Source organism: Paraglaciecola sp. T6c (assembly GCF_000014225.1).
Lineage (GTDB): Bacteria > Pseudomonadota > Gammaproteobacteria > Enterobacterales > Alteromonadaceae > Paraglaciecola > Paraglaciecola atlantica_A.
The window spans coordinates 2132286-2157449 of the sequence record NC_008228.1 but is presented as its reverse complement, the minus strand read 5'-3'; the positions used below and the strand labels follow the sequence as shown (position 1 = coordinate 2157449).

The 25164-nt window shown below is 44.9% G+C and carries 23 protein-coding genes; 5 read left to right on the top strand and 18 right to left on the bottom strand.

Going from position 1 to position 25164, the window contains the following annotated elements; translation table 11 throughout:
* Positions 1-8: 8 nt before the first annotated feature.
* From sdhA to sdhC, 3 genes are read right to left on the bottom strand one after another with little or no spacing between them, the layout of a single operon-like run.
* Positions 9-1778, bottom strand: a complete 1770-nt coding sequence (gene sdhA / locus PATL_RS09165) for a succinate dehydrogenase flavoprotein subunit (RefSeq protein WP_011574618.1) — start codon at positions 1776-1778, stop codon at positions 9-11.
* Positions 1779-2126 carry a succinate dehydrogenase, hydrophobic membrane anchor protein gene (gene sdhD / locus PATL_RS09160; RefSeq protein WP_011574617.1) on the bottom strand — a complete coding sequence of 116 codons (348 nt, stop codon included), beginning with the start codon at positions 2124-2126 and terminating at the stop codon, positions 1779-1781. It abuts the gene before it with no gap.
* Positions 2120-2494: a succinate dehydrogenase, cytochrome b556 subunit gene (gene sdhC, locus PATL_RS09155; protein WP_011574616.1), complete on the bottom strand. Its 375-nt coding sequence runs from the start codon at positions 2492-2494 to the stop codon at positions 2120-2122. The genes sdhD and sdhC overlap by 7 nt, the downstream gene beginning before the upstream one ends.
* A 412-nt stretch (positions 2495-2906) precedes the next feature.
* On the opposite strand from sdhC, the gene gltA reads away from it, so the two are divergent.
* Positions 2907-4187 (top strand): citrate synthase, encoded by a 1281-nt coding sequence (gene gltA, locus PATL_RS09150; protein ID WP_011574615.1) that lies wholly within the window; start codon positions 2907-2909, stop codon positions 4185-4187.
* A gap of 93 nt (positions 4188-4280) precedes the next feature.
* Here the strand turns inward: gltA and PATL_RS09145 are convergent, their stop codons facing one another.
* Complete coding sequence (locus PATL_RS09145; protein ID WP_011574614.1) at positions 4281-5726, bottom strand: phosphomannomutase/phosphoglucomutase; 1446 nt, start codon at positions 5724-5726, stop codon at positions 4281-4283.
* Between the two features lie 28 nt (positions 5727-5754).
* Entirely contained in the window at positions 5755-7176 is a 1422-nt protein-coding gene (locus PATL_RS09140) for a mannose-1-phosphate guanylyltransferase/mannose-6-phosphate isomerase (protein WP_011574613.1), read from the bottom strand.
* 284 nt (positions 7177-7460) lie between these two features.
* Here PATL_RS09140 and tcdA point away from each other — a divergent pair, with 284 nt between their 5' ends.
* Positions 7461-8252, top strand: a complete 792-nt coding sequence (gene tcdA, locus PATL_RS09135; protein WP_011574612.1) for a tRNA cyclic N6-threonylcarbamoyladenosine(37) synthase TcdA — start codon at positions 7461-7463, stop codon at positions 8250-8252.
* Between the two features lie 24 nt (positions 8253-8276).
* Here the strand turns inward: tcdA and PATL_RS09130 are convergent, their stop codons facing one another.
* Entirely contained in the window at positions 8277-9014 is a 738-nt protein-coding gene (locus PATL_RS09130) for a hypothetical protein (protein ID WP_011574611.1), read from the bottom strand.
* 124 nt (positions 9015-9138) lie between these two features.
* Here PATL_RS09130 and PATL_RS09125 point away from each other — a divergent pair, with 124 nt between their 5' ends.
* Positions 9139-10080 carry a LysR family transcriptional regulator gene (locus PATL_RS09125; protein WP_011574610.1) on the top strand — a complete coding sequence of 314 codons (942 nt, stop codon included), beginning with the start codon at positions 9139-9141 and terminating at the stop codon, positions 10078-10080.
* 23 nt (positions 10081-10103) lie between these two features.
* Positions 10104-10517, top strand: a complete 414-nt coding sequence (locus tag PATL_RS09120) for a hypothetical protein (RefSeq protein ID WP_011574609.1) — start codon at positions 10104-10106, stop codon at positions 10515-10517.
* A 166-nt stretch (positions 10518-10683) separates the two neighbouring features.
* Here PATL_RS09120 and PATL_RS09115 read toward each other — a convergent pair whose 3' ends face one another.
* From PATL_RS09115 to PATL_RS09075, 9 genes are all read right to left on the bottom strand, one after another.
* Positions 10684-11184, bottom strand: a complete 501-nt coding sequence (locus PATL_RS09115) for a DUF2919 family protein (RefSeq protein ID WP_011574608.1) — start codon at positions 11182-11184, stop codon at positions 10684-10686.
* A gap of 19 nt (positions 11185-11203) precedes the next feature.
* Positions 11204-11569, bottom strand: coding sequence for a GNAT family N-acetyltransferase (locus PATL_RS09110; protein ID WP_232283312.1), 366 nt, complete (start codon positions 11567-11569; stop codon positions 11204-11206).
* 67 nt (positions 11570-11636) lie between these two features.
* On the bottom strand, positions 11637-13415 hold the full coding sequence (locus PATL_RS09105; RefSeq protein ID WP_011574606.1) for a GGDEF domain-containing protein: 1779 nt from the start codon (positions 13413-13415) through the stop codon (positions 11637-11639).
* Between the two features lie 158 nt (positions 13416-13573).
* A complete protein-coding gene (locus tag PATL_RS09100) occupies positions 13574-14572 on the bottom strand; it encodes a D-cysteine desulfhydrase family protein (RefSeq protein ID WP_011574605.1) in 999 nt (332 codons plus the stop codon).
* 56 nt (positions 14573-14628) lie between these two features.
* Complete coding sequence (gene kdsB, locus PATL_RS09095; protein ID WP_011574604.1) at positions 14629-15393, bottom strand: 3-deoxy-manno-octulosonate cytidylyltransferase; 765 nt, start codon at positions 15391-15393, stop codon at positions 14629-14631.
* A gap of 12 nt (positions 15394-15405) precedes the next feature.
* Complete coding sequence (locus tag PATL_RS09090; protein WP_006992455.1) at positions 15406-15609, bottom strand: Trm112 family protein; 204 nt, start codon at positions 15607-15609, stop codon at positions 15406-15408.
* 8 nt (positions 15610-15617) lie between these two features.
* Entirely contained in the window at positions 15618-16601 is a 984-nt protein-coding gene (gene lpxK / locus PATL_RS09085) for a tetraacyldisaccharide 4'-kinase (protein ID WP_041713602.1), read from the bottom strand.
* Positions 16598-18355 carry a lipid A export permease/ATP-binding protein MsbA gene (msbA, locus tag PATL_RS09080; RefSeq protein ID WP_011574602.1) on the bottom strand — a complete coding sequence of 586 codons (1758 nt, stop codon included), beginning with the start codon at positions 18353-18355 and terminating at the stop codon, positions 16598-16600. Before msbA ends, lpxK begins: the two co-directional genes overlap by 4 nt.
* A 95-nt stretch (positions 18356-18450) precedes the next feature.
* Entirely contained in the window at positions 18451-20739 is a 2289-nt protein-coding gene (locus tag PATL_RS09075) for a DNA internalization-related competence protein ComEC/Rec2 (RefSeq protein ID WP_011574601.1), read from the bottom strand.
* A gap of 49 nt (positions 20740-20788) precedes the next feature.
* Between PATL_RS09075 and PATL_RS09070 the strand changes: the two genes are divergently transcribed.
* Positions 20789-21331: a DUF2062 domain-containing protein gene (locus PATL_RS09070; RefSeq protein ID WP_011574600.1), complete on the top strand. Its 543-nt coding sequence runs from the start codon at positions 20789-20791 to the stop codon at positions 21329-21331.
* Between the two features lie 61 nt (positions 21332-21392).
* Here the strand turns inward: PATL_RS09070 and PATL_RS09065 are convergent, their stop codons facing one another.
* Genes PATL_RS09065 through zipA form a run of 3 tightly spaced genes read right to left on the bottom strand, consistent with a single transcriptional unit; the run spans position 21393 to position 25153 of the window.
* Positions 21393-21731, bottom strand: coding sequence for a DUF3392 domain-containing protein (locus tag PATL_RS09065; protein WP_011574599.1), 339 nt, complete (start codon positions 21729-21731; stop codon positions 21393-21395).
* 3 nt (positions 21732-21734) lie between these two features.
* Positions 21735-23768, bottom strand: coding sequence for an NAD-dependent DNA ligase LigA (gene ligA / locus PATL_RS09060; protein WP_011574598.1), 2034 nt, complete (start codon positions 23766-23768; stop codon positions 21735-21737).
* Positions 23769-23818: 50 nt separating this feature from the next.
* Complete coding sequence (zipA, locus tag PATL_RS09055) at positions 23819-25153, bottom strand: cell division protein ZipA (RefSeq protein ID WP_011574597.1); 1335 nt, start codon at positions 25151-25153, stop codon at positions 23819-23821.
* Between the last annotated feature and the right edge of the window lie 11 nt (positions 25154-25164).

Below are 25164 nucleotides of genomic sequence, written 5' to 3'. Positions count from 1 at the left end.
AACTCCTCTTAGTAAGTTCTAGCTTTCGGTGGGAAAGCTTCACGTAGTTTAGGTGTCATGTTTACGTCACGTTTTAACATTTTGTCACCTTCAGGCAAGTAAACAGAGTGACACAACCAGTTGTCGTCATCACGGTCAGGGAAATCGAAACGACTGTGCGCGCCACGGCTTTCTGTACGGAAATTAGCGGCTACAGCTGTGCTGTATGCGGTTTCCATCAAGTTGTCTAGTTCAAGACACTCTATACGCGCTGTGTTGAAATCGCTGCTCTTGTCATCAAGACGAGCTGATTTCAAACGCTCACGAATTTCGCCGAGCTCTTTAAGACCTTCAGCCATTGCATCGCCTTCACGGAATACCGAGAAGTTAAGCTGCATGCATTTCTGTAAGTCTTTCTTAATCTGTACAGGGTCTTCACCTTTACCAGATTCTGAGTTTTCCCAGCGATTAAAGCGCACGAGTGCAGCGTCGATGTCATCTGAAGACGCTTCGCGGCTTTCAATTTCGTCGATAGCTTTACCAAGGTGTAGTCCAGTCGCACGACCAAATACCACCAAATCAAGTAACGAGTTACCGCCAAGACGGTTTGCACCGTGTACAGATACACATGCAATTTCACCACAAGCGAATAAACCTTGAATTGGCTTTTCGTTGCCTTGTGCATCAATGCTTAACGCTTGACCGTTCACGTTGGTTGGAATACCCCCCATCATGTAATGACAGGTAGGAATCACTGGAATAGGTTCTTTTACAGGATCAACGTGGGCAAACGTACGTGACAATTCAAGAATACCAGGCAAACGAGACTCAAGTACGTCTTTACCTAAGTGATCAAGTTTTAACTTAAGGTGCGTACCCCAAGGGCCTTCACAGCCACGGCCTTCGCGTATTTCAGTCATCATTGAGCGGGCAACAACATCGCGACCAGCCAAATCTTTTGCATTTGGCGCATAACGCTCCATGAAGCGCTCGCCATCTTTGTTAAGTAGGTAACCGCCTTCACCGCGACACCCTTCAGTTACCAGTGTTCCTGCACCAGCGATACCCGTAGGATGGAACTGCCACATTTCCATGTCTTGCATAGGTACACCAGCACGAATGGCCATGCCAACACCGTCACCCGTGTTAATGTGGGCGTTGGTAGTAGAAGCGAATATACGCCCTGCTCCACCTGTTGCTAACACAACCGCTTTTGATTTAAAGAAAACCACTTCACCGCTTTCGATATCAATTGCGGTACATCCAACAACGTCACCATCTTGGTTTTTAACTAAATCAAGGGCATACCATTCACTGAACACTTTGGTTTTATTTTTTACGTTTTGTTGATACAACAAATGCAAAAGCGCATGGCCGGTTCGGTCAGCTGCAGCTGCAGTGCGTGCACCCTGTTCGCCACCAAAGTTCTGAGATTGACCGCCGAAAGGACGTTGGTAAATTTTACCGTTTTCGAAACGAGAAAAAGGCAAACCCATGTTTTCCATTTCGATAATGGCTTCAGGGCCTGTTTTACACATGTATTCAATGGCATCTTGATCGCCAATATAGTCTGACCCTTTTACGGTGTCGTACATGTGCCATTCCCAGTTATCTTCGTGGGAGTTACCCAGTGCTACCGTAATACCACCTTGGGCAGATACTGTGTGTGAACGTGTTGGAAATACTTTAGATAGTAATGCGCAAGATTTTCCTGATTCAGAAATCTGCAATGCTGCGCGCATGCCTGCACCACCGGCACCAATTACTACCGCATCGAACTCGTGAACTGGAATACTCATTTATAGACCCCACAAAACAAATAAACCTACAGCAACATAGACAAACGCCACTAGGTTAATAAAAAATTGCACAACAGCGCGAAGGGCTGTTGATTTGACGTAATCGGTTAGCACTTGCCAAAAACCAATTCTAATGTGCAGCATCACAGACACTAACGCTGCAAAAGTGAATACTTTCATGCCTAAAGAAGAAAACAACTCGTGCCAGATCTCATAGGTCACTGTTGGGGTGCTAAGGAAAAACCACAGCATGTATAAAGTAAACGCAGTCATGATGATGGCAGTGGCACGCACAGTAACGTAATCCTGAACGCCGTCACGCTTAAAGTTAGCTTGGTTAGTTAGCATAATAAAACTCCTACAACGACAGTCAGAACAATCCATAAACCGATAACGATTTTCGCACTGATATTCCCTGACTCAAGTTCTTCCCAGTAACCCATGTCCATCACTAAATGGCGCAGACCGCCAAGAATGTGGTAGGTGAGCGCTGAAATGGTAGCGATAGCGATTATTTTACCGATAACTCCCGACATCTGTTCTTGCACAAATGCAAAACCGTCTGGAGAAGATACAGATTCCGCCCAAGCCCAGATCACAAACAACAACGCAAAAAACATTGCGACGCCGGTAATGCGATGAAGGATAGAAGTTATAGCTGCAGGGGGAAAACTGATTGTGTTTAATTGTAAATTAACTGGTCTCTGCTTTTTCACGTTTTGATGCCTGTTTTACCCGTAGGTTGTCTAGTCATTGTTTGGTAATGTGTTGCACCTTACCAATCGCTTAAAGATACATGTGTCCTACCGCCTAGATTGTTGCCATATTGTAAACAAGTTGTTGCTTTTATTATTCATGTTAACAAGAGCTAGACGACAGGCACGAGTATATCCAGCGACGCCAATAAATACAATTGTTGTTCGTTATTAACGGTTTATAATCAAGCATAAATTATATGCATAATTAGAATGAATATTCAGGGTAGAATGAGGGTGAATAATTATTAAGCGAAAATGGTTTTAAATTGACTTATGGCGTCAACCTGAGTACAAATAGCGCCAATTTTTCCCGATAATCATCATAAAATGCGGTTTATCGCAAACAGAACATTTCTGAGGAGAGCAATACATGGCAGACAATAAAGCCACTTTGAAAGCAGGTGATGTAGAGGTCGAACTTCCGATTCTATCTGGTACTGCAGGGCATGATGTAATCGATGTACGTACGTTGGGAGCCAGCGGTTATTTCACTTTCGATCCGGGCTTTATGGCGACAGGCTCATGTGAGTCGTCAATCACATACATAGACGGCGCAAAAGGTATTTTGCTCCATCGCGGCTACTCAATTGAAGATTTAGCACGCGACGCTGACTACATTGAAGTATGTTACATGTTGTTACATGACAAGACGCCAACGACTGAAGAGTATCGTGAATTTAAAGACACCATCACGCGCCATACCTTGGTTCACGATCAGGTTAATAACTTCTTCCGTGGATTCCGCCGTGATGCCCACCCTATGGCGATGTTGTGCGGTACAGTTGGCGCAATGGCTTCGTTCTATCACGATGATTTAGACATTTCAGACGCAGATCAACGACTACGCAGTGCGTATCGTTTAGTCGCTAAAATGCCGACTTTGGTCGCCATGTGTTACAAGTACAATATTGGTCAACCATTTGTCTATCCACGTAACGATTTGTCATACGCTGAAAACTTCTTAAATATGATGTTCTCTGTACCGGCTGAAAATTACAAAATCAGCCCTGTGGTAGCTCGCGCAGTAGACAGAATCTTTACATTGCACGCAGACCATGAGCAGAACGCGTCTACGTCTACCGTACGTTTAGCGGGTTCATCTGGCGCTAATCCTTATGCATGTATTGCCGCTGGTGTTGCATCATTATGGGGCCCTGCTCACGGTGGTGCTAATGAAGCTTGTTTAAACATGCTGCAAGAAATTGGTTCAGTGGATCGCATTCCTGAATTTATCGACCGCGCGAAAGATAAGAACGATCCTTTCCGCTTAATGGGCTTTGGTCACCGTGTTTACAAAAACTTTGACCCTCGTGCAACCGTTATGCGTGAAAGCTGTCACGAAGTATTGGCTGAATTAAACATTGACGATCCGTTGTTGAATGTTGCCATGGAGCTAGAGCGTATTGCCCTTAGCGACCCATACTTCGCTGAGAAGAAATTGTTCCCAAATGTAGATTTTTACTCTGGCATTATTCTTAAGGCAATTGGTATTCCAACGAATATGTTTACCTGTATTTTTGCTTTAGCAAGAACGGTAGGTTGGGTATCTCACTGGCATGAAATGTTGAGCCAGCCAGGTCAGAAAATCGGCCGTCCTCGTCAACTATACACTGGCGAAGCACAACGAAAATACAACAAAATCGACAAATAATGTTGATAATTGAATAAAAAAATAGCGCCAATTGGCGCTATTTTTTTATGTGGCTTTAGGCAATAACGTCGTCACTGCCTATTATTTTTAATGCTATTTCAATATGTCTAATAACTCTTTTGTTTTAGCCTGCATAAGTGGTATGTCACCTCGTGACTCCACATTAAGTCTTACAACGGGTTCCGTATTAGACTTACGCAAATTAAAGCGCCATTTATCAAACTCTAAACCAATACCATCTGTGTAATCCACTACAGTTGCTTTACTTTCGTAAGCCTGCAAAATTTTCGCGATAGACGCATCTGGATTTTCTAACGTAGAATTAATTTCACCTGATGATGGGAATGCAGCAATCCGTTGAGCGACCATTTCTGATAAAGGTTTATTTTGTAAACACAGTAGTTCAGCGACCAATAACCAAGGGATCATACCTGAGTCACAGTAAGCGAAATCACGGAAATAGTGATGAGCACTCATCTCTCCGCCATATACTGCATCGTCTGCACGCATACGCTCTTTGATGAATGCGTGGCCTGTTTTACTCTTAATCGGCACACCACCTGCATTTTTCACGATGTCTTCGGTATTCCAATACACCCGGGGATCGTAAATAATTTTGGCCCCAGGGTCTTTTTCTAAAAAGGCTTGCGCTAACAAACCAACGATGTAATACCCTTCGACGAACTCACCTTTTTCATCGAATAAAAAACAACGGTCAAAGTCACCATCCCATGCTATTCCCATATTTGCCTTATTCTGGATAACTGCATTTGCAGTATCCGCGCGGCTCTCTGGTAACAAAGGATTAGGTATACCGTTTGGAAAATGTCCATCAGGTTGGTGATGAATTTTTATAAATTCGATGGGCACGCCTTTTTGTAAAAAGGCAGATTCTATTGCATCCAAGGCTTTACCTGCTGCCCCATTGCCCGCATTTACCACCAATTTAAGGGGTGAGAAATTATTAACGTTTACATAGCTTTGCATATGTTCAACATAAGCATCCATGATAGAGATGACGTTATATTGACCACTTGCTTGTAACTTTTCAGGCGCAACACTACATTTTCCCTGAATGAATTCATCGTCAGTAACAAACGCTGTTGAATATTGCTTAAGACCAGTCTCTACTTCGCTTTCACTGAAACTTTCAGCTAAGGCTTGTACTGCGAACAACCCCGTATCTCCGCTAACTGGGCGTGAGCCCTCTTTTACAAGCTTCATTCCATTGTAATCTATAGGGTTGTGACTCGCTGTCACTTCTACGCCGCCATCAACACCAAGATGTTTGGTGGCAAAATAAATTTCCTCGGTGCCCGTCATGCCTAAATCGCTGACGGAGGCTCCGCCATCAATCAAGCCGGCAGACAATGCGAGCTTCAATGGCTCGGAAGTAAGACGCACGTCCCCCCCCACTACTACCGTTTTCGCACTAAAGTGCTGAGCAAACGCCCGTCCTATACGATAAGCAATGCGCTCGTCCAACTGTTCAATCAGCTTGCCGCGAATGTCGTAGGCTTTAAAACAGGTAATCTTCATTTCATCAAATCCTTGTCACTCATTATTCTTATTTAGACTCAACGCGACCGTAGCGATCAGAAAAACGCACAATGTCGTCTTCGCCCAAGTAGGTACCTGATTGCACTTCAATAAGCTCTAAAGGGATTTTTCCTGGGTTTTCTAATGCGTGAATAACGCCAACCGGGATATAAGTTGATTGGTTTTCGCATAACAGTAAGGTTTCTTCACCGTTGGTGACTTTGGCCGTGCCCGCTACTACGATCCAGTGCTCTGCTCTGTGATGATGCATTTGCACGGAAAGCTTTTCTCCCGGTTTAACCGTAATACGCTTCACTTGAAAACGTTCACCGTTATCGATTGAGTCGTAACTGCCCCATGGACGGAATACTTCGCGGTGAAATTCAAACTCTGGTCGTTTTTCCGCTTTAAGTTTGTTCACTACATTTTTGATATTTTGTACTTTATCTTTGTGGGCAACCAAAACCGCATCTTTGGTCTCAACCACAACGACATCATCTAAGCCAACCACCGAAATAAGGCGCTGCTCAGCGTTAATATAACTGTTGTGAACGTCATCTAATATCGCATCACCGATGATCACGTTTTGATTTTCATCTTTTTCTTTTGCTGTTTCCCATAAGGAAGACCAACTGCCCACGTCGCTCCAACCTGCATCTAATGGCACAACAGCGGCTGAATCAGTCTTTTCCATTACAGCGTAATCGATAGAATCATCAGGGCATGTAGCAAATATATCTGCATCAACCCGCACGAATTCTAAATCTGGGGCTTCTGTCGCAATCGCACGTTTACAGATATCCAACATGTCGGGGGCGTACTTTTCGAGTTCTTCTAAATAACGGCTCGCCTTAAATAAAAACATACCGCTGTTCCAGAAATAGTTCCCTGAGTCTACATATTGCTGCGCCGTAGCCAAGTCAGGTTTCTCAACAAACTCAGCCACATCAAAGCCCACTTCTGCTTGCGCTACTTTTGCACCGCTACGAATATAGCCGTAACCCGTATGCGCGCTGTCTGGCACTATGCCGAATGTGACTAACTTACCCTGCTCTGCCAGCACTTCGGCTTGGGCAATGGCTTTATGAAACGCTTTGTTATCATTGATCAAATGATCCGCAGCAAGTACCAACAAGGTAGGGTCTTCCCCCTTTAGCGAGGCATGTAACGCAGCGAGTGCAATCGCAGGAGCGGTGTTGCGCCCCATAGGCTCTAATAAAATGCCACCGTGCTCTATGTTTTGCTGGCGTAACTGCTCTGCGACAAGAAAGCGATGAGAATCGTTACAAATGACGATAGGTTGTTCTGCTTGAGTCCCCTCTAAGCGCGCAACAGTATCTTGCAACATCGTCAAATTCGACGTTAAGCGTAAAAACTGCTTAGGCAATGCCGCACGAGATTTTGGCCATAAACGGCTTCCGCTACCACCGGCTAAAACGACTGGTTTCATTTCACTTTCCTTTTTAATTATCTTTACTATTTTACGGCTAATATTTTGTGCTGGAATACTATTAAAAGCCCGCGATTAATTCAATGTACTGGGCGTTTATATGCTTAAAAAACCACGCTTTTTAACGTTTATTAAGCGTTGTACTCAGCAATTATCAAAATACCGGGCTAAGAACGAAGCTGACTACTTGCAAAAAGCGTACCTTACCCTGATATAATAACTATTAGATATTAAGATACGATTACGTTTTTATACTCTCAGTCAATTAACATGGGTCCAATAGCATGAGTCAATTTTCACAACGCTTCGGCGGCACGCAGCGTTTATATGGCATAAATGAAACAGACACTCTACGTGCATCCCATGTATGTATTGTTGGCATTGGTGGTGTCGGCTCTTGGGTAGCAGAAGCGTTAGCACGCAGCGCCATAGGCCATATCACGTTAATCGACCTGGATGACATTTGCGTTACCAACACCAATCGGCAAATTCACGCTTTGCAAAGTACTATTGGCGAGGCAAAAGTCGATGCCATGCGTGAGCGTATTTTACAAATTAATCCTGACTGTAAGGTCGATGTTATCGAGGATTTCGTTACCCCAGATAATGCCAAGGAACTCCTTAACAAACATATGGACTACGTAGTCGAGGCCACGGATAGCGTAAAAGCGAAAGCCGCAATGATTGCTCACTGCAAGCGCACTAAAATCCCTATCATCACAATAGGTGGAGCCGGGGGTCAAATTGATCCTACGCAAATAGCGGTAGCTGACTTGGCTAAAACCATTCAAGACCCATTAGCCGCTAAGCTGCGCTACGTATTGCGGAAAGAATACGGTTTTACTACTAATTCAAAACGGCGTTTTGCCATCGATTGCGTTTTCTCTACCGAACAGCTGCGTTATCCTCAAGAGAATGGCTCCGTTTGCCAAACAAAAAACTTAACCGATGGCAGCGTCAAACTTGACTGCAGTAATGGTTTTGGTGCATCAGTAGCAGTCACGGCTTCATTTGGCTTTGTTGCAGCGGCCCGAGTGATGAAAAAAATCCTATATAAAGCGAGTCAGACCGTCTAGCGTTCCTTCTACCGCGCAAAAATTTTATATATTTGCTCTATATTTCTTATAGTCAAGGTACCCACTTATCAATAACCAAACTGAAATGGCGGATAGTAAAAACATCGTATTTTCAGCAAGTTGCAGTACCTCCTCACTGAGAACAGATGTGGCAAAAATCAATAGCAAGTAATAAGGTAAATTCAGTAAGCCTGCAAACCAAACCACGTTGAACGATCTATTTTGCTCACCTTGTTTGAACATGTAAAAAGCTAACGAATTAATATGGATCATAGCAATCAATAAGTATTTGATGGAAAGCCCTTCGGTTGCTTTGTCATCTTCATGTTGGACGCCCGACGTGGCTTCAGACTTACTGTGATCAGGTACTTGAATAGTGCCATGATATACGCCGTCTGTTTCTGGGCTCTTTTTTTCATTATTGGGTTTCGCGAGTCGATGTCCAAGACAGTAATTAATGCACGACCCCAACGTTGCCGCGACGACCATACACAAAGTCAAATACACTATATCCTGCCACTGCGGCTTGGCTAACACCACGAGCAACACCGCGAAAAACTGGCCAGGAAAATAGAACCCCACATACACTATCGACTCAGCCAAAATAATAATCAGAATCAACGCATATAAGTATCCAGCAAAAGCAACTTTGAGCTCTTCAAGTATCGTTATGCCAGAGGGCATAATGTCTAGATGGATGAGTAACGAAAAAACACCGATCGAAAGTAAAGCAGAAAGCGGTAACAAAGAGTGATAACGCATAAGATTGCAGTTGAGTAAATAATGAGTAATTTACGCTAAATCAGAGATTTGAGATCAACTTAAGTTGTTTTTGAAAGCAACAGCCCCTAGCATAGCCCTATCCTTTCGATAAAATAGAAACCTAATGTATCGTGCAAAAACGACTCTAGAGCAATGGCGAATACTGCAAGCCGTTGTCGATCACGGTGGCTATGCTCACGCGGCGGCTCATTTAAATAAAAGCCAGTCGTCCTTGAATCATGCGGTTGCTAAGCTTCAAGACCAACTTGATGTAAAGCTGCTTGAGGTTAAAGGGCGAAAAGCATTCCTCACCGAAGCCGGTGAAGTCATGCTGCGTCGCTCTCGCCATCTAACGCAAAACGTGCAAGATTTAGAAGAATTAGCCGCGAACATCAACCAAGATTGGGAGCCCGAAATTACCATTGCTGTTGACTTAGCCTACCCAAAGAAGCTCCTTTATCCGGCATTGAAAACATTTTATCCTGAAAGCCGAGGCAGCCGGTTACGCATTATCGAAACAGTATTAACCGGTACAGAGGAAGCGATTACCGAGGGCTGGGCTGACATAGTGATATCACCACTAATGCCCAGAGGTTTTTTAGGTGAGCCGATTGCGGAATGTTTATTACATCCCGTTTGTCACCCCGAACATCAACTTGCAGCACTAGATGGCCCCGTCGAATTAAATGACTTACAGCAACACCTTCAACTCGTTATTAAAGATACATCCAACACCCCAAGCGAAAAACAAGGCTGGTTAAAATCAGAACAGCGTTGGACAGTCAGCACCTTTGAAACGGCAATTGATTTATTGTTGCAAAATATTGGCTTTTGCTGGCTACCAGATTTTATCATCGAAGATTTAATTGCTTCGAATTCGCTTCACCGTTTGCCCATAAAAGGCAGTAGCTTACGCCCGCTGATTTGTTATGTGGTTAAACCTAAACCAGACTCTTGTGGGCCTGGCACACAGTTGCTTTATCAAACACTGATTCAACAAAGCACCTTTAATAGCTTTTACAATAGCTCGCTCAGTGACTCTTACACTAACTCGTATAAAGAATAATAACGTCAATATTGGAGACCAAGATGCAAATGACCCAAGAAGAACTCACCCAACTTATGATCGATAGCGCTCAAAATGCTATTGAAACGACCGAGCAAGAGTTCGGCATCATCTTAGATGAAACAGAACAAAGTCTTTCTTTAGTAGATGATGTTATTTTGAGTTGGCTTGGCAAGTATGAATCCCAAGCGTTAGAAGATAACGCCGTATTCACTATTTGTAATATATACGGGGCTTATGTCGGCGAGTTATTTCGCCACAAAGTCGGCGGATTTTGGAAGTACGATGAATCCGATAAGCGCGCACCCTATGTCGTGCTGGAATACGCTGGAAACACCTACGCATTCGCAGGGATCTGTTATCAACGCCTAGTCAATGACAGTCAGGTCAGCGTGAAAAACTATTTCGAGCAAGCGGTCGCCAATAACGTTCAATAATGTGTTAATACACTGCTTCGGCGCCCGCCCGCCGAAGCAGTTTAACCATTCAAATGAAAAGAAGAAAAGGAATTGAAGTGATAAAATCAAGATTCTCGTTCGTTTACGCTTTCCCTGTGTAGGTATTTATTGAAGCGCAACCGGCGAGAAAATAGTAATAGCTCGATTATCTTGGTTGCTCTTTAGGACCCATTCCTTCTTCTGCCTTCATCCAGTCACGCGTCAACAAGGTTAAATGCAGATTTTTTTTGACCCAGTAGAAATAAATACAATCTAGCAATAGAGTTAACGCAATAAGCCACGAAAAGCCCCAGTTTTGTTTAGCGGCGATAAAAACGTGAAAGCCGATATCAACAAATAGACTTAAGAGAATAAAGGGCTTGATTAAACGAAAAGAGAATCGTGCTCGGGTGTCCCATAACTTTGTGCGAAAACTAATTAGTAAAACAACCAGAAATCCAGGCAAAGCAATCAACAAACTAGAATAGAAGTAGCTATTGTGCGGATAAAACAGCGCTAACAAGGCTCCGCTATCTTGACGAAATGTCAATGAAGCGACAAATACCCACATAGGGCGACAAATATAAAATAAACACCATAAAATAGATTTTGATGGCTTAACACGCCCAGCGTCGTCGTAATATTTTAAGGGTAACAGTAATCGCATAAATCGAGCCGTTTACAGGTTAAAGTGTTTTAGCAAAGTGATGGCTGGAGATAACAAATCCTGAGCGTAAGTAAAACTTGTGGGCTTGAAAGCGCTGGACACCCGAGTCAAGATGGATTTGCGCGCAGTTCTTCGTTTTAGCGTGCTCTTCTAACCAGTTAAGCATCGCAAACCCAATACCTTTGGAGCGTGTATCTTTATCTGTGACTAAATCGTCGATGTACAAATGCTTACCCCAAGCAAGATTTTGGCTTATGCGAAAACCAGCAAGACCAGCGATGCCATTGCTGTATTTAGCTTGTAATAATTGGAATCCTTCGCCCTTTTGCACCTTAACTTGCTCAATAAACTGCGCTTTACTCAGATGCGGTCGAAGCTGACTCATAAGCGAAAAACACTCGTTTAACTGCGTTTTCGTAGTCACAAGGCTAAGTGTCATGTCTACCATAGGGCTATTCCTTTGGGGCAACAAAGGAATCACGCATATCTGACAGCACATCTTCAATGTCAGACAGTCCCTCGACGGATAAGTACACGCTCATTTGGCTCTCAATGGACACCTTCTCTCCTACCGTTGCAATAAACTGGGTATCCGCAAGTCCGTTTTGTACCCGCTCGAAGAACTCGCGCGCCAAAGCCTCGTTAATACTGCGTAAACAAACAACAAACTGCTCACTGCCAACCCGCCCGACAATGTCTTCTTCTCTTGTGACTTTATGTAAGCATTCTGAAACAGCAGTCAGCGCCCTTTCTTCAGCAATATGGCCGTATTTTTGTTTTACCGTTCGAGCATTACTAATATCGATGAGCGCGAGCGCATTGGTCCGTCCATCTTGTGCTGTCGGTAGACGGCGCATAAGTGCAATCACTGCTCTTTCATTCAACAAACCGGTCAACGCATCAGTACTCACTCGCTTTATGTAGCGTTTGACCACAAAGAAATACACACCCGCTAACAGCATAATAAACGCTAAACTCAACAACACAATCGAGCGGTATTTTTGCGCCTCTTGCTGTTCCAGTTCGCTTTCTAATGAGGTGATTTGACCGTGAAGGTTCGCTACACCTAATACGCGTCCCGAGTGTTGTTGATCTAAAATTTGCTGATTACTCACCTCGGCGTAGTGCCTAAAGGTTCTTTGCGCCTGTATTAGATTACCGGTGTAAAAATACGCATGCGTCATGACCCAAAGGTAGTCTCTTTTTGCCAAGAATTTTTTGTGCTCACTGCTACTTAACGCTTCTTGTTCAGCTAAAAAGCTCTGCACACATTGTGCGTCGTCATCGTGGATACACAGGGCAACCGCGTATAACTTTGCGTTACGATGAATGATTTTGCTACTCACTTTAGGTAGGTAGAAATGTAACTTTAGTAGGCTATTACGCAAATTCTCATACTCTTCTATTCGAAAGTAATAGCGACTCTCTGCGTAGTGTAACCAAGTATTCGTTAACGGCGTATTCACGCCCAAATTTGCTTTTCTAAATATTTCGATGTTTTCTTTCGCCGCGACAAAATCTCCACTGGCCATATTGGCACTGATTGCGCTAATCAGCGTCGCTAATTGGTTGCTAGTTTCATACACTTCAAGCCCCATGTGGTAAGACTTTAAATATTGTTCAGCGGCTAATTCGTTCTGCCCTATGCTGCCGTACAGCAACCCAATGTTATTATGGATATGAGCGATAGCGGCCACATCACCAATTTCTAAAAACTGTTCTAGCAACGCATACAATTTACCCAGCTTGACTGAGATGTCAGTGTTATGTTGGTTACATACAGTAATTAAACCTAATTGTGCGCTCAAATAAATATCAGAGAATCGGTCTCGAGCGAGATCTTGTGCTTGAGCATAATAGTCACAGCGTTGGGGGTTTTCCTGCACATCAAGAATGAAACCGGCCTGATATAGCGCCCCGGCATACAAAGCACTGCTTTTACTAACCGCTTCATCTTCAAGCAAGGCGTCCAAAATATCTTGTGCCTGACTGTATTGACCGACACAAATCAATGAATGGGACTTTATCAAACTCAGTCGATCTTTTTGCGCCTTGGCTAAATCATCGTTGGCTAAGTAACTATCCAAGGTTGGGGTAATGTTGCTTTTAGGACAATCATAAGTCGCTGCTTGCCCAGCAATAATGAATTTTTCTACTTCTTCACTATGCTCCCCATAAGCGTAAGACGCACACAGCCAAAACAAGACGTTTATCGCCAACAACGCTTTCACAACATCACCATACTCTTATACTAAAGGAGGGGGTAAACCATAGTGTTTCAAAAAAATTTTATCCAGCATTAAATGCACGCCACTGCACAGAAATCGTGCAATTGGGGGATAAACTTGCCTTAAGTCACGTTTAACCTCAACAATCGTTGAAAAATCAATCAACTTGGTTGTAATGCATCGGCATATGCAAAGATAGCAGGCGCCCCACCAGTGTGCCAAAAAAGCACATTACTGTTTGAAGCAAAACGACCTTGACGGATCATGTCAATTAAACCGCCCATCGCCCGTCCAGTGTATACAGGGTCTAACAATATCCCTTCAAGTTGGGCGCACAAAGATATCGCTTCACGCTCTAAATTGCCCACCACGCCATATCCTTGGCCGATATAATCATCGATTAACTGTACATCATCCACTGTACCATCGTAGTTAATCGAGAATGTTCGAGCGGTATCCTCGATCAGCGTTTGCAGCTGAGATTTAAAGCTATCTTTGCCTTGCTCATCTTTATCAATATTGATTCCAATAATATTACTGGCGGCATCACACAGCGCTTTTCCAAGCACTAATCCGCAATGGGTTGCTCCCGAGCTAGACGCGAAGACAATATCTGAAAATTCAATTACTTGACTACTAGCGTGACACTGCTGTTGTAGCTCTTTGAAGGCGTCGATAAACCCGGCTGAACCTATGGTATTAGAGCCCCCATACGGTACAACATAAGGTCTCTTTCCTTGCTTTTGCAACGTGCTGACAATATCAGGAATATCTTCACCTTTGCGCTTCTGACCAGCCCAATGAATACGTGCTCCAAATAGCTGGTCAAGAAGTAGGTTTCCGTTCGCGCTAATTGGGGCCTGCCCGCCCAAGATCAAATGGCATTCTACCCCCAAGGTAGCGGCTGCTGCGGCAGTCTGCCTGCAATGATTTGACTGAGCCGCACCTGCAGTAACGATACAATCACAGCCTTGGGCTAGCCCATCAGCTAATAAGTATTCGAGTTTACGGGTTTTGTTGCCCCCAAGCGCTAAACCGGTAAGGTCATCTCGCTTGATATAAATCTGCGGGCCAACAAGATGAGCTGATAAACGGGCTAATTTATGAATGGGCGTAGGGAAAACGCCCAATTCTATTTTTTTAAGGGCGCTTAAGGGCATTCTGGCTCTCTACCATTGTGAATAAATACACCAACACACGATACTGTGTTTGTGCGCTAAAATTTAAGGGAAGGGTCGGCGAGAATACGCTTCAAGTCTTCAGGAGTATCAATGCCTGCGGGCGGCGTTTTACGCGCGATATCAACATGAATTTTCTCACCGTGCCACAACACACGCAATTGCTCTAATGACTCGATTTGCTCTAATCCTGACGGTGACATGTTCACATATTGTTTTATAAAACCCGCACGATAGGCATAAATCCCCACATGGCGCAGGTAGTAATCACCGATTTCATCAATGATATCTTCATCCAAAAAGCGCGCCCGATCATAAGGTATTGTTGCCCGCGTGAAATACATAGCATAACCTTGCTTGTCTAACACGACTTTGACGGCATTAGGATTAAATGCTTCTTCTACATCGACTATTTTAACCGCCAAAGTGGCCATTTCGGCTTGTTGATGATGATGTAGGTTTTCTGCCACTTGTTGTATGTTCTCAGCAGGAATAAACGGCTCATCACCTTGAACGTTAACCACAATTTCCTGAGACAGCATGTCCTGCATTTCCACCACTTCAGCCAATCTCTCAGTACCAGACTCATGATGAGCCCCAGTCATGCAATATTTTCCCCCAAAATCACTCACCGCTTTTGCGATGCGGGCATCGTCAGTGGCTACAATCACATTTGACGCACCTGATTCAATAGCGCGATCATATACATGTTGCACCATAGGCTTACCATTGATTTCGACTAGGGGTTTGCCCGGAAATCGAGTGGAGGCGTAACGTGCAGGAATGATAACGTTGAAGTTCATATGGCAACCTTACTATTTAATTTTTTCTAGTTCTTCGCTTGATAGCACCAGTGCTTCTGTTTCAAGCAACACTGGGATATTTTGCTCGATTGGATAAGCTAAACGATCGAAACGACATACCAAGCGTTCATTACCATTGCTGTCTTTGTTTAAAATAAGCGTACCTTTGCACACAGGACAGGCTACGATTTCCAGTAGTTTTTTATCAAACGCCATCTTTTATCTCACTTTACGTTGCGTAATTTCATTAATAATTGTTGTTCAAACTCGCTATCAAGATTGGCATCCACCGGTAAATACCACCAATCATCGTGGGCGAATGCTCGGCATTTAACCGCGTCTTTCTCTGTCATCAGCACCCGCTCTTTAGGCAAATCACTTGCTTGAAACGCGTGGTGATCCACAAAACTCAAACAGCTTTTAAGCTTTACCTTGTGCCGCTCTAATAATTTATAAAATCGTTCCGGGTGACCAATACCGGCCGCTGCAATAACCGGAGCATCCAGCTCACTTAGCGCTAAGTGCAGAGTTGGGTTATTCAGGTTGACCAACTCACTCGGCGCTAATGACATTAGCCATTCACCACTTTGCGTGTTCTGGCCATTGACCACAACAAAGTCTACTTGCCCTAAGCGAGCGGTAGATTCTCTCAGCGGCCCAGATGGCAGCAAAAAATGGTTTCCGGTACGCCGTTTGGCGTCCATCACCACAATTTCAATATCTCGTTGCAGCGCATAATGCTGCAAGCCGTCATCACAAATTATGACGTCACAATCGTGCTCTTCGACTAAACACTGGGCGCCGCGTCCGCGATGGGGATCAACCACCATGGGGCAATGAATGCGCTGGCGCATCAATACGGGTTCGTCTCCAACTTCGCTTGGTTGACTATTGCGTGTCACCGCGCAAGGATAATCACGGCTATTACCGCCGTACCCTCTGCTAAGGACCCCAGGCCGATACCCATTTGCCTGTAGAAACTGGGCTAAATGCACAACAAGAGGTGTTTTACCGTTGCCCCCCACGCTGATATTACCCACGATAATCACTGGCGCAGACACCTTGACTGAGCTTTTCAAGCCAGTCAAAAACGCCCATCTTCTGGCCTTAGAAATCAGCCAGAAGAGCACAGTCAATGGCATTAATAACAGAATGCTCGGCCATTTGTACCAAGGTTGCTGATACCAAACACGCTCTATCCATCTCACGCGTCAGTTTGCCCGTCGCCGAATTGTAATTTATGTAGCTGAGCATACGCGCCGTCCTCGGATAATAACGAAGCATGATCCCCCTGCTCTAAAATACGCCCTCTCTCAATAACCAATATCTGATCGGCACTTTCAATGGTAGATAAGCGATGAGCCACAACAATGCTGGTACGATCTTGCTGCAGCGTTTCGAGCGCATCCTGGATCAATCGCTCTGACTCCGTATCAAGCGCCGATGTTGCCTCATCAAGAATAAGCACAGGTGCATCAAGCAGCACAGCACGGGCAATGGCCAAACGTTGACGTTGTCCGCCAGACAGCATCAAGCCATTTTCACCGATGAGTGTTTCCATGCCGTTGGGTAACTGCTCTATAAATTCTAAAGCGTGGGCAGTTTTTGCCGCAGCCAACACTTGCTCGGGGGTAACGCGCCCTTCTGAGCCGTAAGCAATGTTATTAGCAATCGTATCGTTAAAAAGTGTGACGTGCTGAGACACTAGCGCAAACTGGCGACGTAAATCCTTCAGTTTGAAATCTTGCAATGGCACATCGTCGAGTAAGATAGTCCCTTGCTGCGCATCATAAAAACGAGTTAATAGGCTCGATATGGTTGATTTACCACTGCCTGAACGCCCTACCAGAGCAAAGGTTTTCCCTGGCTCTACCGTGAATGACATATCCGATAACGCGGCCTCTTCCTTATTAGGATAATGGAAGGTCACGTCTCTGAACTCTAATTTGCCCTTGGCTTTGTCTAGCACTTTGCTGCCGGTATCTTTTTCTATAGCATTGTCTAGCACTGAGAAGATACTCACGCATGCAGCCATGCCTTTTTGAAACTCACTGTTTACCGTGGTGAGCTGTTTCAACGGTTTAAGTAGCATGGTCATAGCCACCACGACGGTTACAAACGTTCCAGGAGTTAAATCAGTGATGAAATTCGGTTTACTAGAGATGTATAACACGACGGCCAGTGCAACAGAGGCAATCACTTGAATCGATGACACACTGAGAATTTGCGCAATTACCAGCTTCATATTCTGCTGACGATTATTGTTGTTCTTTTTAGCGAAACGCGAGGCTTCTAAATCTTGCCCGCCAAACATCAATACCACTTTGTGGCCTTTAATAATTTGCTCTGCAGAGGATGTTAAGTTACCCATGGCTTGCTGAATATTTTTACTCACCAGACGAAATCGCTTGCTCACAACAGATACAATCATGGCCACAAGCGGGCCAATCAAAATAAAGACTAACGACAACTGCCAAGAATGATAGAACATCCAAAATAATAAGCCAAAGACCAACGCGCCTTCTCTGACCAAGGTTAAGAACGCTTTGCCTGCTGCGCCAGCGACTTGCTCGGTATCGTAAATAACTTTTGAGATAAGCTGCCCAGAGGGATGATGATCGTGAAACTCAACGGGCAAATGCATGTACTGATGAAACAATTGCTCGCGCATCTTCATCACCACCTGGCTTGATATCCAAGACAAGGTATAGGTACCCATAAAATTAAATATGCCACGGGCGATAAAAACGGGGATAACAAAATAAGCAGCTATGCGCAGATAATCGTAATCCCACTTGCCCCCATTGCCATCAATAATAGGTTGCAGCAAGGAAATCACATAAGCATCGATCAGGGAGTACCCGACCATGCCAATAATCGCTACACCAAAGGCAAGCTTGAAGTCTTTTAGGTAAACGGCGAAGCGTTTGAACACATTTTGCGTAGGTAAAGTATGAGTCATGAAGGCGTTAGAATTCGACTTAGTTAAGGTTACACAGGGATATTGTAACTGTTGAGGTGAAAATCCCCAACTATCAATTATTTAATGCTCAGTTTTCAATCAATTGTCTGATTTGCATACCAGTATGGGGAGATATTCTGGCGAAATGTACTCACCTGAGCGCCACTGTCGTTAATGCTTATTTGAACCTGCCCATGCTTTGATGTGCGATACAGCTGTGCATCTGTTTGTTGATACCGCTCTACCACGGCCGTTTTTGGAAATCCCCACCGATTCATGAACCCTTGACTGAACACAACAAAGTCGGGCTTTACCGTATCAATAAATACCCTAGAGGAAGAGGTATTACTGCCATGATGAGGGGCAATTAGCACATCCGATCGTAAAGCTGTGCCGTAACCGGCTATTAACTTTGCCTCTACCGAGGCGTCTATATCCCCAGTTAACAACAGACTAAAATCACCGTCGCTAATTCGCAGTACGCAAGAACTATTGTTATCGCTATACAAATTCGGGTCGTCTGGCCACAAGGCCTTGACGCTCAGCCCTTGCCACGTGAGCTGCCAATTTTGCCTACACAAGTCTTGTGTGGTGAACAGGGTCTCTATCGCCATTTTCTGACGTAGCGCCGGCAAACTGCCGCTGTGGTCATTATCAAAATGACTCACAACGAGCGCACTCACTTCACGCAAGCCTTTGCTTCTCAGAAAAGGCAACAACACGCTATCGGCCATATTAAACCCACTGGGGTACGCCGCTCCTACATCGTAAACCAAAGCTTTGTCAGCTTTGAGCACCACAACCGATAAGCCCTGCCCCACGTCCAGCACATTGATTTGCCAGTCGCGTTTGGCAGGGGTGAGTCCAAACGTTAGTAATGGTATACAAAGCACCAGCGCTAGCAGGCGCGGTATTAGCCCCCTTGGCAACAAAAAAGTTAGCGCTGCAATAGTAAAGCAAACCCACACAATCCCAGGTATGGCTTGAATGCTAAAAGCGGCTCCGGACCAACTCTCCATTAGACTGAGTTTATCCAGTAGAAACTGTAACCCTACATCCACCAGGGTAAATACATGTTTCCAGTACGGTATGGATAGCAACATCATTATCACTCCTAGCAAACACATGGGCACAATGATCAGTGTTACAACAGGAACCGCCACTAAATTGATGACAGGCGACACGACTGATACAAATGAGAACTGCCACGCCACCAAAGGCAGCATTAAGAGGCTTAGGGCCAGCTGTAAACGGCACATACTAGCAAACCAGGTTTTAATCGAAAATCCTCGATGGCGCACCGGCCAGCGCCAAAATACGAAGCCGATAATTGAGACCGCTCCAAAACTCAGCCAGAAGCTTTGACCAAAAAGACTCAAAGGAAAAAGTACAATAAATGCGCTCACTCCTACCAACAAAATTCGTCCAAACCCCCAATGGGTGCAACTAAAAACAAGCAAGGCCGTTAGCGCCAACATAAGCCATGCCCGTAGCGCTGGTAAACCGAAGCCTGCTAAATAGGCATACCCTAGCGTGGTAATAAGCGTGATGAAGACGCTGATGAAATAGAAGTTAGCGTTTTGCCCCTTGATTAACACTCGGTAACAAAAAAGTAAGATACTGGCGATAAGCAAATAACAAATACTGCCTACAAGGGCCAAATGTAGGCCAGATATTGCTATCAAATGGGCGATACCAGTCCGTTGTACCAAAGACCAATCATCAGGTGTCAGTAGCCCTCTATGCCCCAAAGAAAGCGCTGCAATCCAGGGCGTTGTATCCAGCTTTAAAGCCATAATATCGTCGAGCAGACGCTGGCGAACAGAACTATCAGATCCAACTAGACTATTGTTTTCATTAGTTTTTACGTAGCCCGTTGCCACAACACTTTGACTAAACAGCCACTGCTGATAATGAAAACCACCTTGATTCGCCAGCCCATGAGGAGGCTTTAACTTAACCCACAATTGAGCCAACTGCCCTTGCTTTAAACGCCATGTTGGCTGCGTCCAACTGAGGCGGATTAGCACATCCTTGGCTAACGCCCTGTCATCAATACTGGATATCTTGAGGTTAAATCGTGCGCTATTTTCGTCATCGATTAAACTTTTCACCTGCCCTTTAACCCACACACCTTGGGTAAAATCGCTTGATGGTAGTTGCCAAGTTTGCTGCCAATGCCCTACACTTGCCATCCAAAAAATGCCGAGTAGAAAGCTGCAACTTAAAGATTTAATACTCAAAAGGGTTGAATTACCCTTAGGTAAACGCCAAAGCAGTATGGCAAGCGTTAGAATTATTGGTAGAATGGCGAGCGCAGGCAGAGACAACCAGAAAAGCGCAGATATGCTTGCTGCAATAAAACTGAAAAGTCTTCCGTCCATAGTGCTAAGCACATCCTGTAGATCACTTCTCAACACATTATAGGGAATCATGCTGAAAAAGTTCATTAAACGCTTTTTACCGGACCATCATAAAATTAAAAAGCAAAAAGCATTGAAGATATTCGGCTCCTTGTTGCACGACCCAAATCTTTGGCATCTTAATCGTCGTTCAGCATCTGGCGCGTTTGGTCTAGGTCTTTTTTTCGCATTCTGGCCGGTGCCATTTCAGATGTGGCTATCCGCCGGGGCAGCCATTCCCCTTAGGGTCAACTTGCCACTTTCGGTCGCCACAGTATGGATCACCAACCCTTTCACTATGCCGCCAATTTTTTATGGGGCGTACTTAGTCGGCGCAACGATCCTAGGCACTGACACGCAAGCGTTTCACTTCCAATTAAGTTGGGACTGGGTAGTACAAAGCTTAGAGACCATAGGGCCGGCATTCTTACTAGGCTGTGGCGTGTGCTCAATCGTTTTTGGTTTAGCGGGCTTCCTTGGTTTAAATTACATCTGGCGCTGGTCTGTGGTGAAAGCATGGCAGGTTCGCCAAGCAAAATACGCTGCCAAGCAAGCTAAATTGAAGCAACCTTAATAAAGCAAAAAAACCAGCCTTAGTAGGCTGGCTTTAACTCAAGAGACTGGCACAGGCAGCTCTATATGTAACGCCTGTGCTCAGCTAAATAACCCAGAAGTAAGAACAGGCTCACAATACACAATCCGCGATACATACTGGGTATCATCATCAAGATTAATTTTACGTGTGGCGTGGTAAAAATCACCAACGCCCCGTAGCCAAACGCACAAATAAGCACGAATACAGATGTGCGAATAATGAAGTGATATGGCGACAATATATGTTTAACTTTTTTATTCAGTATATCCCCATAGATTACCAATACTGTCGCCACGATCGTCATCGAAATTTCAGTATAATATGGACTTGTCCAACGGGTTAAGGTCGCTAACGCATCGAAAATAAATGATGTATCCATGCTTTAACCTTCAAGGTCGGCGAACATGGCTAACATGTCATCTTCGTTCATGACTTTTACCCCCAAATCCTGAGCTTTAGTTAACTTAGAGCCGGCCTTTTCACCGGCCACTAAGCAATCGGTTTTAGCCGATACACTGCCCGATACTTTTGCTCCCAAGCTTTGCAACTTCGCTTTAGCCGAGTTTCGGTCCATCACATTTAACGTCCCGGTGAGCACGTATACCTGCCCTGCAAGCGGCAACTCATCTAATGCTAGCTTTTCGATTTTTGGCCAATGTACACCGGCCTCTAACAGTGCACTAATCACTTCGAGGTTGTGCTCTTCCTTGAAAAAGTTAAACACGTGCTGAGCCACAATAACACCGACATCCGATACTGCTTGTAGCGCGTCCAGATCTGCTTGCTCAATAGCCTCTAACGTTAAAAAGTGTTGTGCTAAATTCTGCGCTGTCGCCTCGCCCACTTCACGGATGCCTAAAGAATATAAGAATTTAGCTAATGTGGTTTTTTTGCTTTTTTCTAAGGCGTTAACTAAATTTACCGCCGATTTTTCGCCCATTCGCTCCATACTTGATAAAGGAGCGATATCCAGAGCAAAAAAATCAGCCGGGCTTTTAACCATTTCAGCGTCGACTAATTGCTCAATTAATTTATCCCCGAGGCCATCCACGTCAAGCGCTTTGCGTGATGCAAAATGCTTCATGGCTTCTTTACGCTGAGCCTTGCAGTACAAGCCTCCCGTGCAGCGAGCCACGGCTTCGCCTTCTAGTTTTTCAATCGCTGAATCACAGACCGGGCAACTTTCAGGGAATACAATGTCTTTAGCGTCATCTGGGCGCTTATCTGCCACTATCGCCACTATCTGCGGGATAACATCTCCTGCTCGGCGAATAATGACGCTGTCACCAATCTTGATACCTAAACGATTGATTTCATCTTGATTATGCAGCGTAGCGTTAGAAACCGTCACGCCTCCAACAAACGTCGGTTCGAGCCTTGCTACTGGCGTAATTGCACCGGTTCTGCCGACTTGAAACTCAACGTCGAGCAAGGTGCTCATCTCTTCTTGCGCAGGAAACTTATGGGCTATCGCCCAGCGCGGCGCACGAGCTACAAAACCCAGCTCTTGCTGCATGGCAATATTATCAACTTTGAATACTACGCCGTCTATGTCATAGCTTAGCTGGCTTCGCAGCTCTCCAATCTTATGAAAATAGGTTAAGCACTGTGTTGCGCCCTGCGTCACCTCAAGCTCTTTGCTCAAAGGTAGGCCCCATTCGCTTAACTGAGCTAAGCGCGATGAATGCGTTTCGCCCAGAGGTTGTTGTTCGTTTTCGACCAAGCCCAGCGAGTAACTGTAAAAGAGCAAAGGTCGTGCTGCGGTGATCTTCGGGTCAAGCTGACGCAAACTCCCGGCAGCGGCATTTCTCGGGTTAACAAACGGTTTTTTACCCTTTTTAATCTGTGCTTCATTTAAAGTAACGAAGCCTGCTCGGGTCATGATGACTTCACCGCGCACTTCTAATCGGCTCGGAAAGTTCTCTCCTCGCAAGCGCAAAGGCACGTTAGCAATGGTACGTACGTTAGTCGTGATGTTTTCACCTACTCGACCATCGCCCCGTGTGGCAGCGCGAACTAACTGCCCGTTTTCGTACAAAATACTCACCGCTAGGCCATCAAGTTTAGGCTCGCAGCTAAAACTAATTTCACTGCTTATCTTTAAACGGTCTTTGATGCGCTTTTCAAATGCCTGCATGTCATCTTCATCGAACGCATTATCAAGAGACAACATGGGTACTTCGTGCTCAACCTGTTCGAACGCGCTAAGAGCTGCTCCGCCCACTTTTTGCGAGGGAGAATCCGGGCTGCGTAGATCAGGGTGGTTATTTTCAATGTCCAGCAATTCACGCATTAAGCGATCATATTCGGCATCAGGCACGGATGGGTTGTCCTGTACGTAGTATTGGTAATTGTACTCGTTGATGGTGTTAATAATTTGCGTCAGCCTTTGAGCAGGCGACAGAGCATTAGACATATAATGTTCCAAGATATTCAAAGAAAACAGGGAGCAGGCGCTCCCCAAAATTAACGGTGTATCATTCTCTTACGTTCAAATTCACGGATGCGTTCGACGTATTGTTGTAACCCTTGTTTAGTTAACATACTGCGGCGGCCATCCAGTATTTGGCCATTAAATTCATCGGCAATTTTACGCGTGGCATTGTGCATCATATTAAAAACTTGATGAGGGTCACCCTCAATGGGCAAGATCATAAACAACGTGATCCCCTGCGTGGTAAAGTTCTCTAAATTGTCAATGTCAAACACCCCGGGCTTGAACATATTAGCCAAGCTAAACAATACGGGACCTTTACCGTTGGCATTAACATGGCGATGAAAAATATCCTGATCACCAAATTTAAAGCCTAATGTTAGTAACATAGGCAACAACGTAGCACCTTGAATGGGCGCGTCTTCTGCTGTTTTTACATTTAATACCAACACTTCTTGCGGCTGCTCTTGCGCTTTCTGCTCAGTGTCACTTTTCTGCGGCTCGTCAACATGATGGTCGTTGCTTTGTTGCTGCTCGTCAAAATCAATGTTCAATTGATCCTCAGCGAACTTGGGCTCTTTGCGCTTACGACTCGCACCTTCATTTTTTCGCGTATGCATGACTTTTTGTGTTACTTGTGAATCAAGCTGCGGCTCCTGGTTTTGTCTGCTCACGGCGGACGAATCGGCAGAAGTTTGCGTTTGAGCAGCATCATTGGCCTTCAGCAGAAAAGTAGGTGGTTCAGGGATATCGCTCGCTTGCTTAGTACTGGCACTGGTGTAGTGATTATTTTGTGGGGTATATTCAGGCTTTGGTTGCGTTACTACCGAAGCATACACTTTGCCAGGCGTAACCGGTGTCTTTGGCTCTGACGTGGGTGCTTCGGTTTTAGGGGCTAAGTCTGGGTTTTCAACGCCGTTTTCATCATTTTTTGCCCCCTTTTCGTCTGCCTTCGCTTGCTGAGTTTCACTGTCAAACGCCAAATCATCATCGGCATAACTTGCCAACGTATCGTCAGCAATTTCGCCTAGATCATCTTTAGCGTGATGAGTGTTGCTTTGTACATCAGGGGCTTTAGCGTTACGACTGACCACACGCACTGGGCCCACACCGAGATCGTCAAAGTCACTTTGAAAATCACCCGCTCCTTGGGCGTCACCCTCGGCACCGGTGATGTCATCATCCAGTGAAAACTGAGGTTCAGATCCCCCGTCATCCTTGATACTGCGGTGATGTCCGGCTGCAAATTTCGCCTTCGATTTTGCCTTGCCCGACGACTTGCGAGATACCCATAAGCCATGAATCAATACCCCAGCAATTGCCACGGTACCTACTATAAATAACGTCCAGCGTAATACATCTTCCATCGAATTAACTC

Bases quoted from the DNA above. Each gene is read 5' to 3' on its own strand.
- kdsB (WP_011574604.1), bottom strand. From the start codon at position 15,393: ATGAACTTCAACGTTATCATTCCTGCACGTTACGCCTCCACTCGATTT.
- sdhD (WP_011574617.1), bottom strand. From the start codon at position 2,126: ATGCTAACTAACCAAGCTAACTTTAAGCGTGACGGCGTTCAGGATTAC.
- PATL_RS09065 (WP_011574599.1), bottom strand. From the start codon at position 21,731: ATGGATACATCATTTATTTTCGATGCGTTAGCGACCTTAACCCGTTGG.
- PATL_RS09070 (WP_011574600.1), top strand. From the start codon at position 20,789: ATGCTGAAAAAGTTCATTAAACGCTTTTTACCGGACCATCATAAAATT.
- PATL_RS09090 (WP_006992455.1), bottom strand. From the start codon at position 15,609: ATGGCGTTTGATAAAAAACTACTGGAAATCGTAGCCTGTCCTGTGTGC.
- ligA (WP_011574598.1), bottom strand. From the start codon at position 23,768: ATGTCTAATGCTCTGTCGCCTGCTCAAAGGCTGACGCAAATTATTAAC.
- gltA (WP_011574615.1), top strand. From the start codon at position 2,907: ATGGCAGACAATAAAGCCACTTTGAAAGCAGGTGATGTAGAGGTCGAA.
- PATL_RS09140 (WP_011574613.1), bottom strand. From the start codon at position 7,176: ATGAAACCAGTCGTTTTAGCCGGTGGTAGCGGAAGCCGTTTATGGCCA.
- PATL_RS09110 (WP_232283312.1), bottom strand. From the start codon at position 11,569: ATGAGTCAGCTTCGACCGCATCTGAGTAAAGCGCAGTTTATTGAGCAA.
- zipA (WP_011574597.1), bottom strand. From the start codon at position 25,153: ATGGAAGATGTATTACGCTGGACGTTATTTATAGTAGGTACCGTGGCA.
- PATL_RS09120 (WP_011574609.1), top strand. From the start codon at position 10,104: ATGCAAATGACCCAAGAAGAACTCACCCAACTTATGATCGATAGCGCT.
- PATL_RS09100 (WP_011574605.1), bottom strand. From the start codon at position 14,572: ATGCCCTTAAGCGCCCTTAAAAAAATAGAATTGGGCGTTTTCCCTACG.
- tcdA (WP_011574612.1), top strand. From the start codon at position 7,461: ATGAGTCAATTTTCACAACGCTTCGGCGGCACGCAGCGTTTATATGGC.
- PATL_RS09075 (WP_011574601.1), bottom strand. From the start codon at position 20,739: ATGGACGGAAGACTTTTCAGTTTTATTGCAGCAAGCATATCTGCGCTT.
- PATL_RS09125 (WP_011574610.1), top strand. From the start codon at position 9,139: ATGTATCGTGCAAAAACGACTCTAGAGCAATGGCGAATACTGCAAGCC.
- PATL_RS09130 (WP_011574611.1), bottom strand. From the start codon at position 9,014: ATGCGTTATCACTCTTTGTTACCGCTTTCTGCTTTACTTTCGATCGGT.
- msbA (WP_011574602.1), bottom strand. From the start codon at position 18,355: ATGACTCATACTTTACCTACGCAAAATGTGTTCAAACGCTTCGCCGTT.
- sdhA (WP_011574618.1), bottom strand. From the start codon at position 1,778: ATGAGTATTCCAGTTCACGAGTTCGATGCGGTAGTAATTGGTGCCGGT.
- PATL_RS09145 (WP_011574614.1), bottom strand. From the start codon at position 5,726: ATGAAGATTACCTGTTTTAAAGCCTACGACATTCGCGGCAAGCTGATT.
- PATL_RS09115 (WP_011574608.1), bottom strand. From the start codon at position 11,184: ATGCGATTACTGTTACCCTTAAAATATTACGACGACGCTGGGCGTGTT.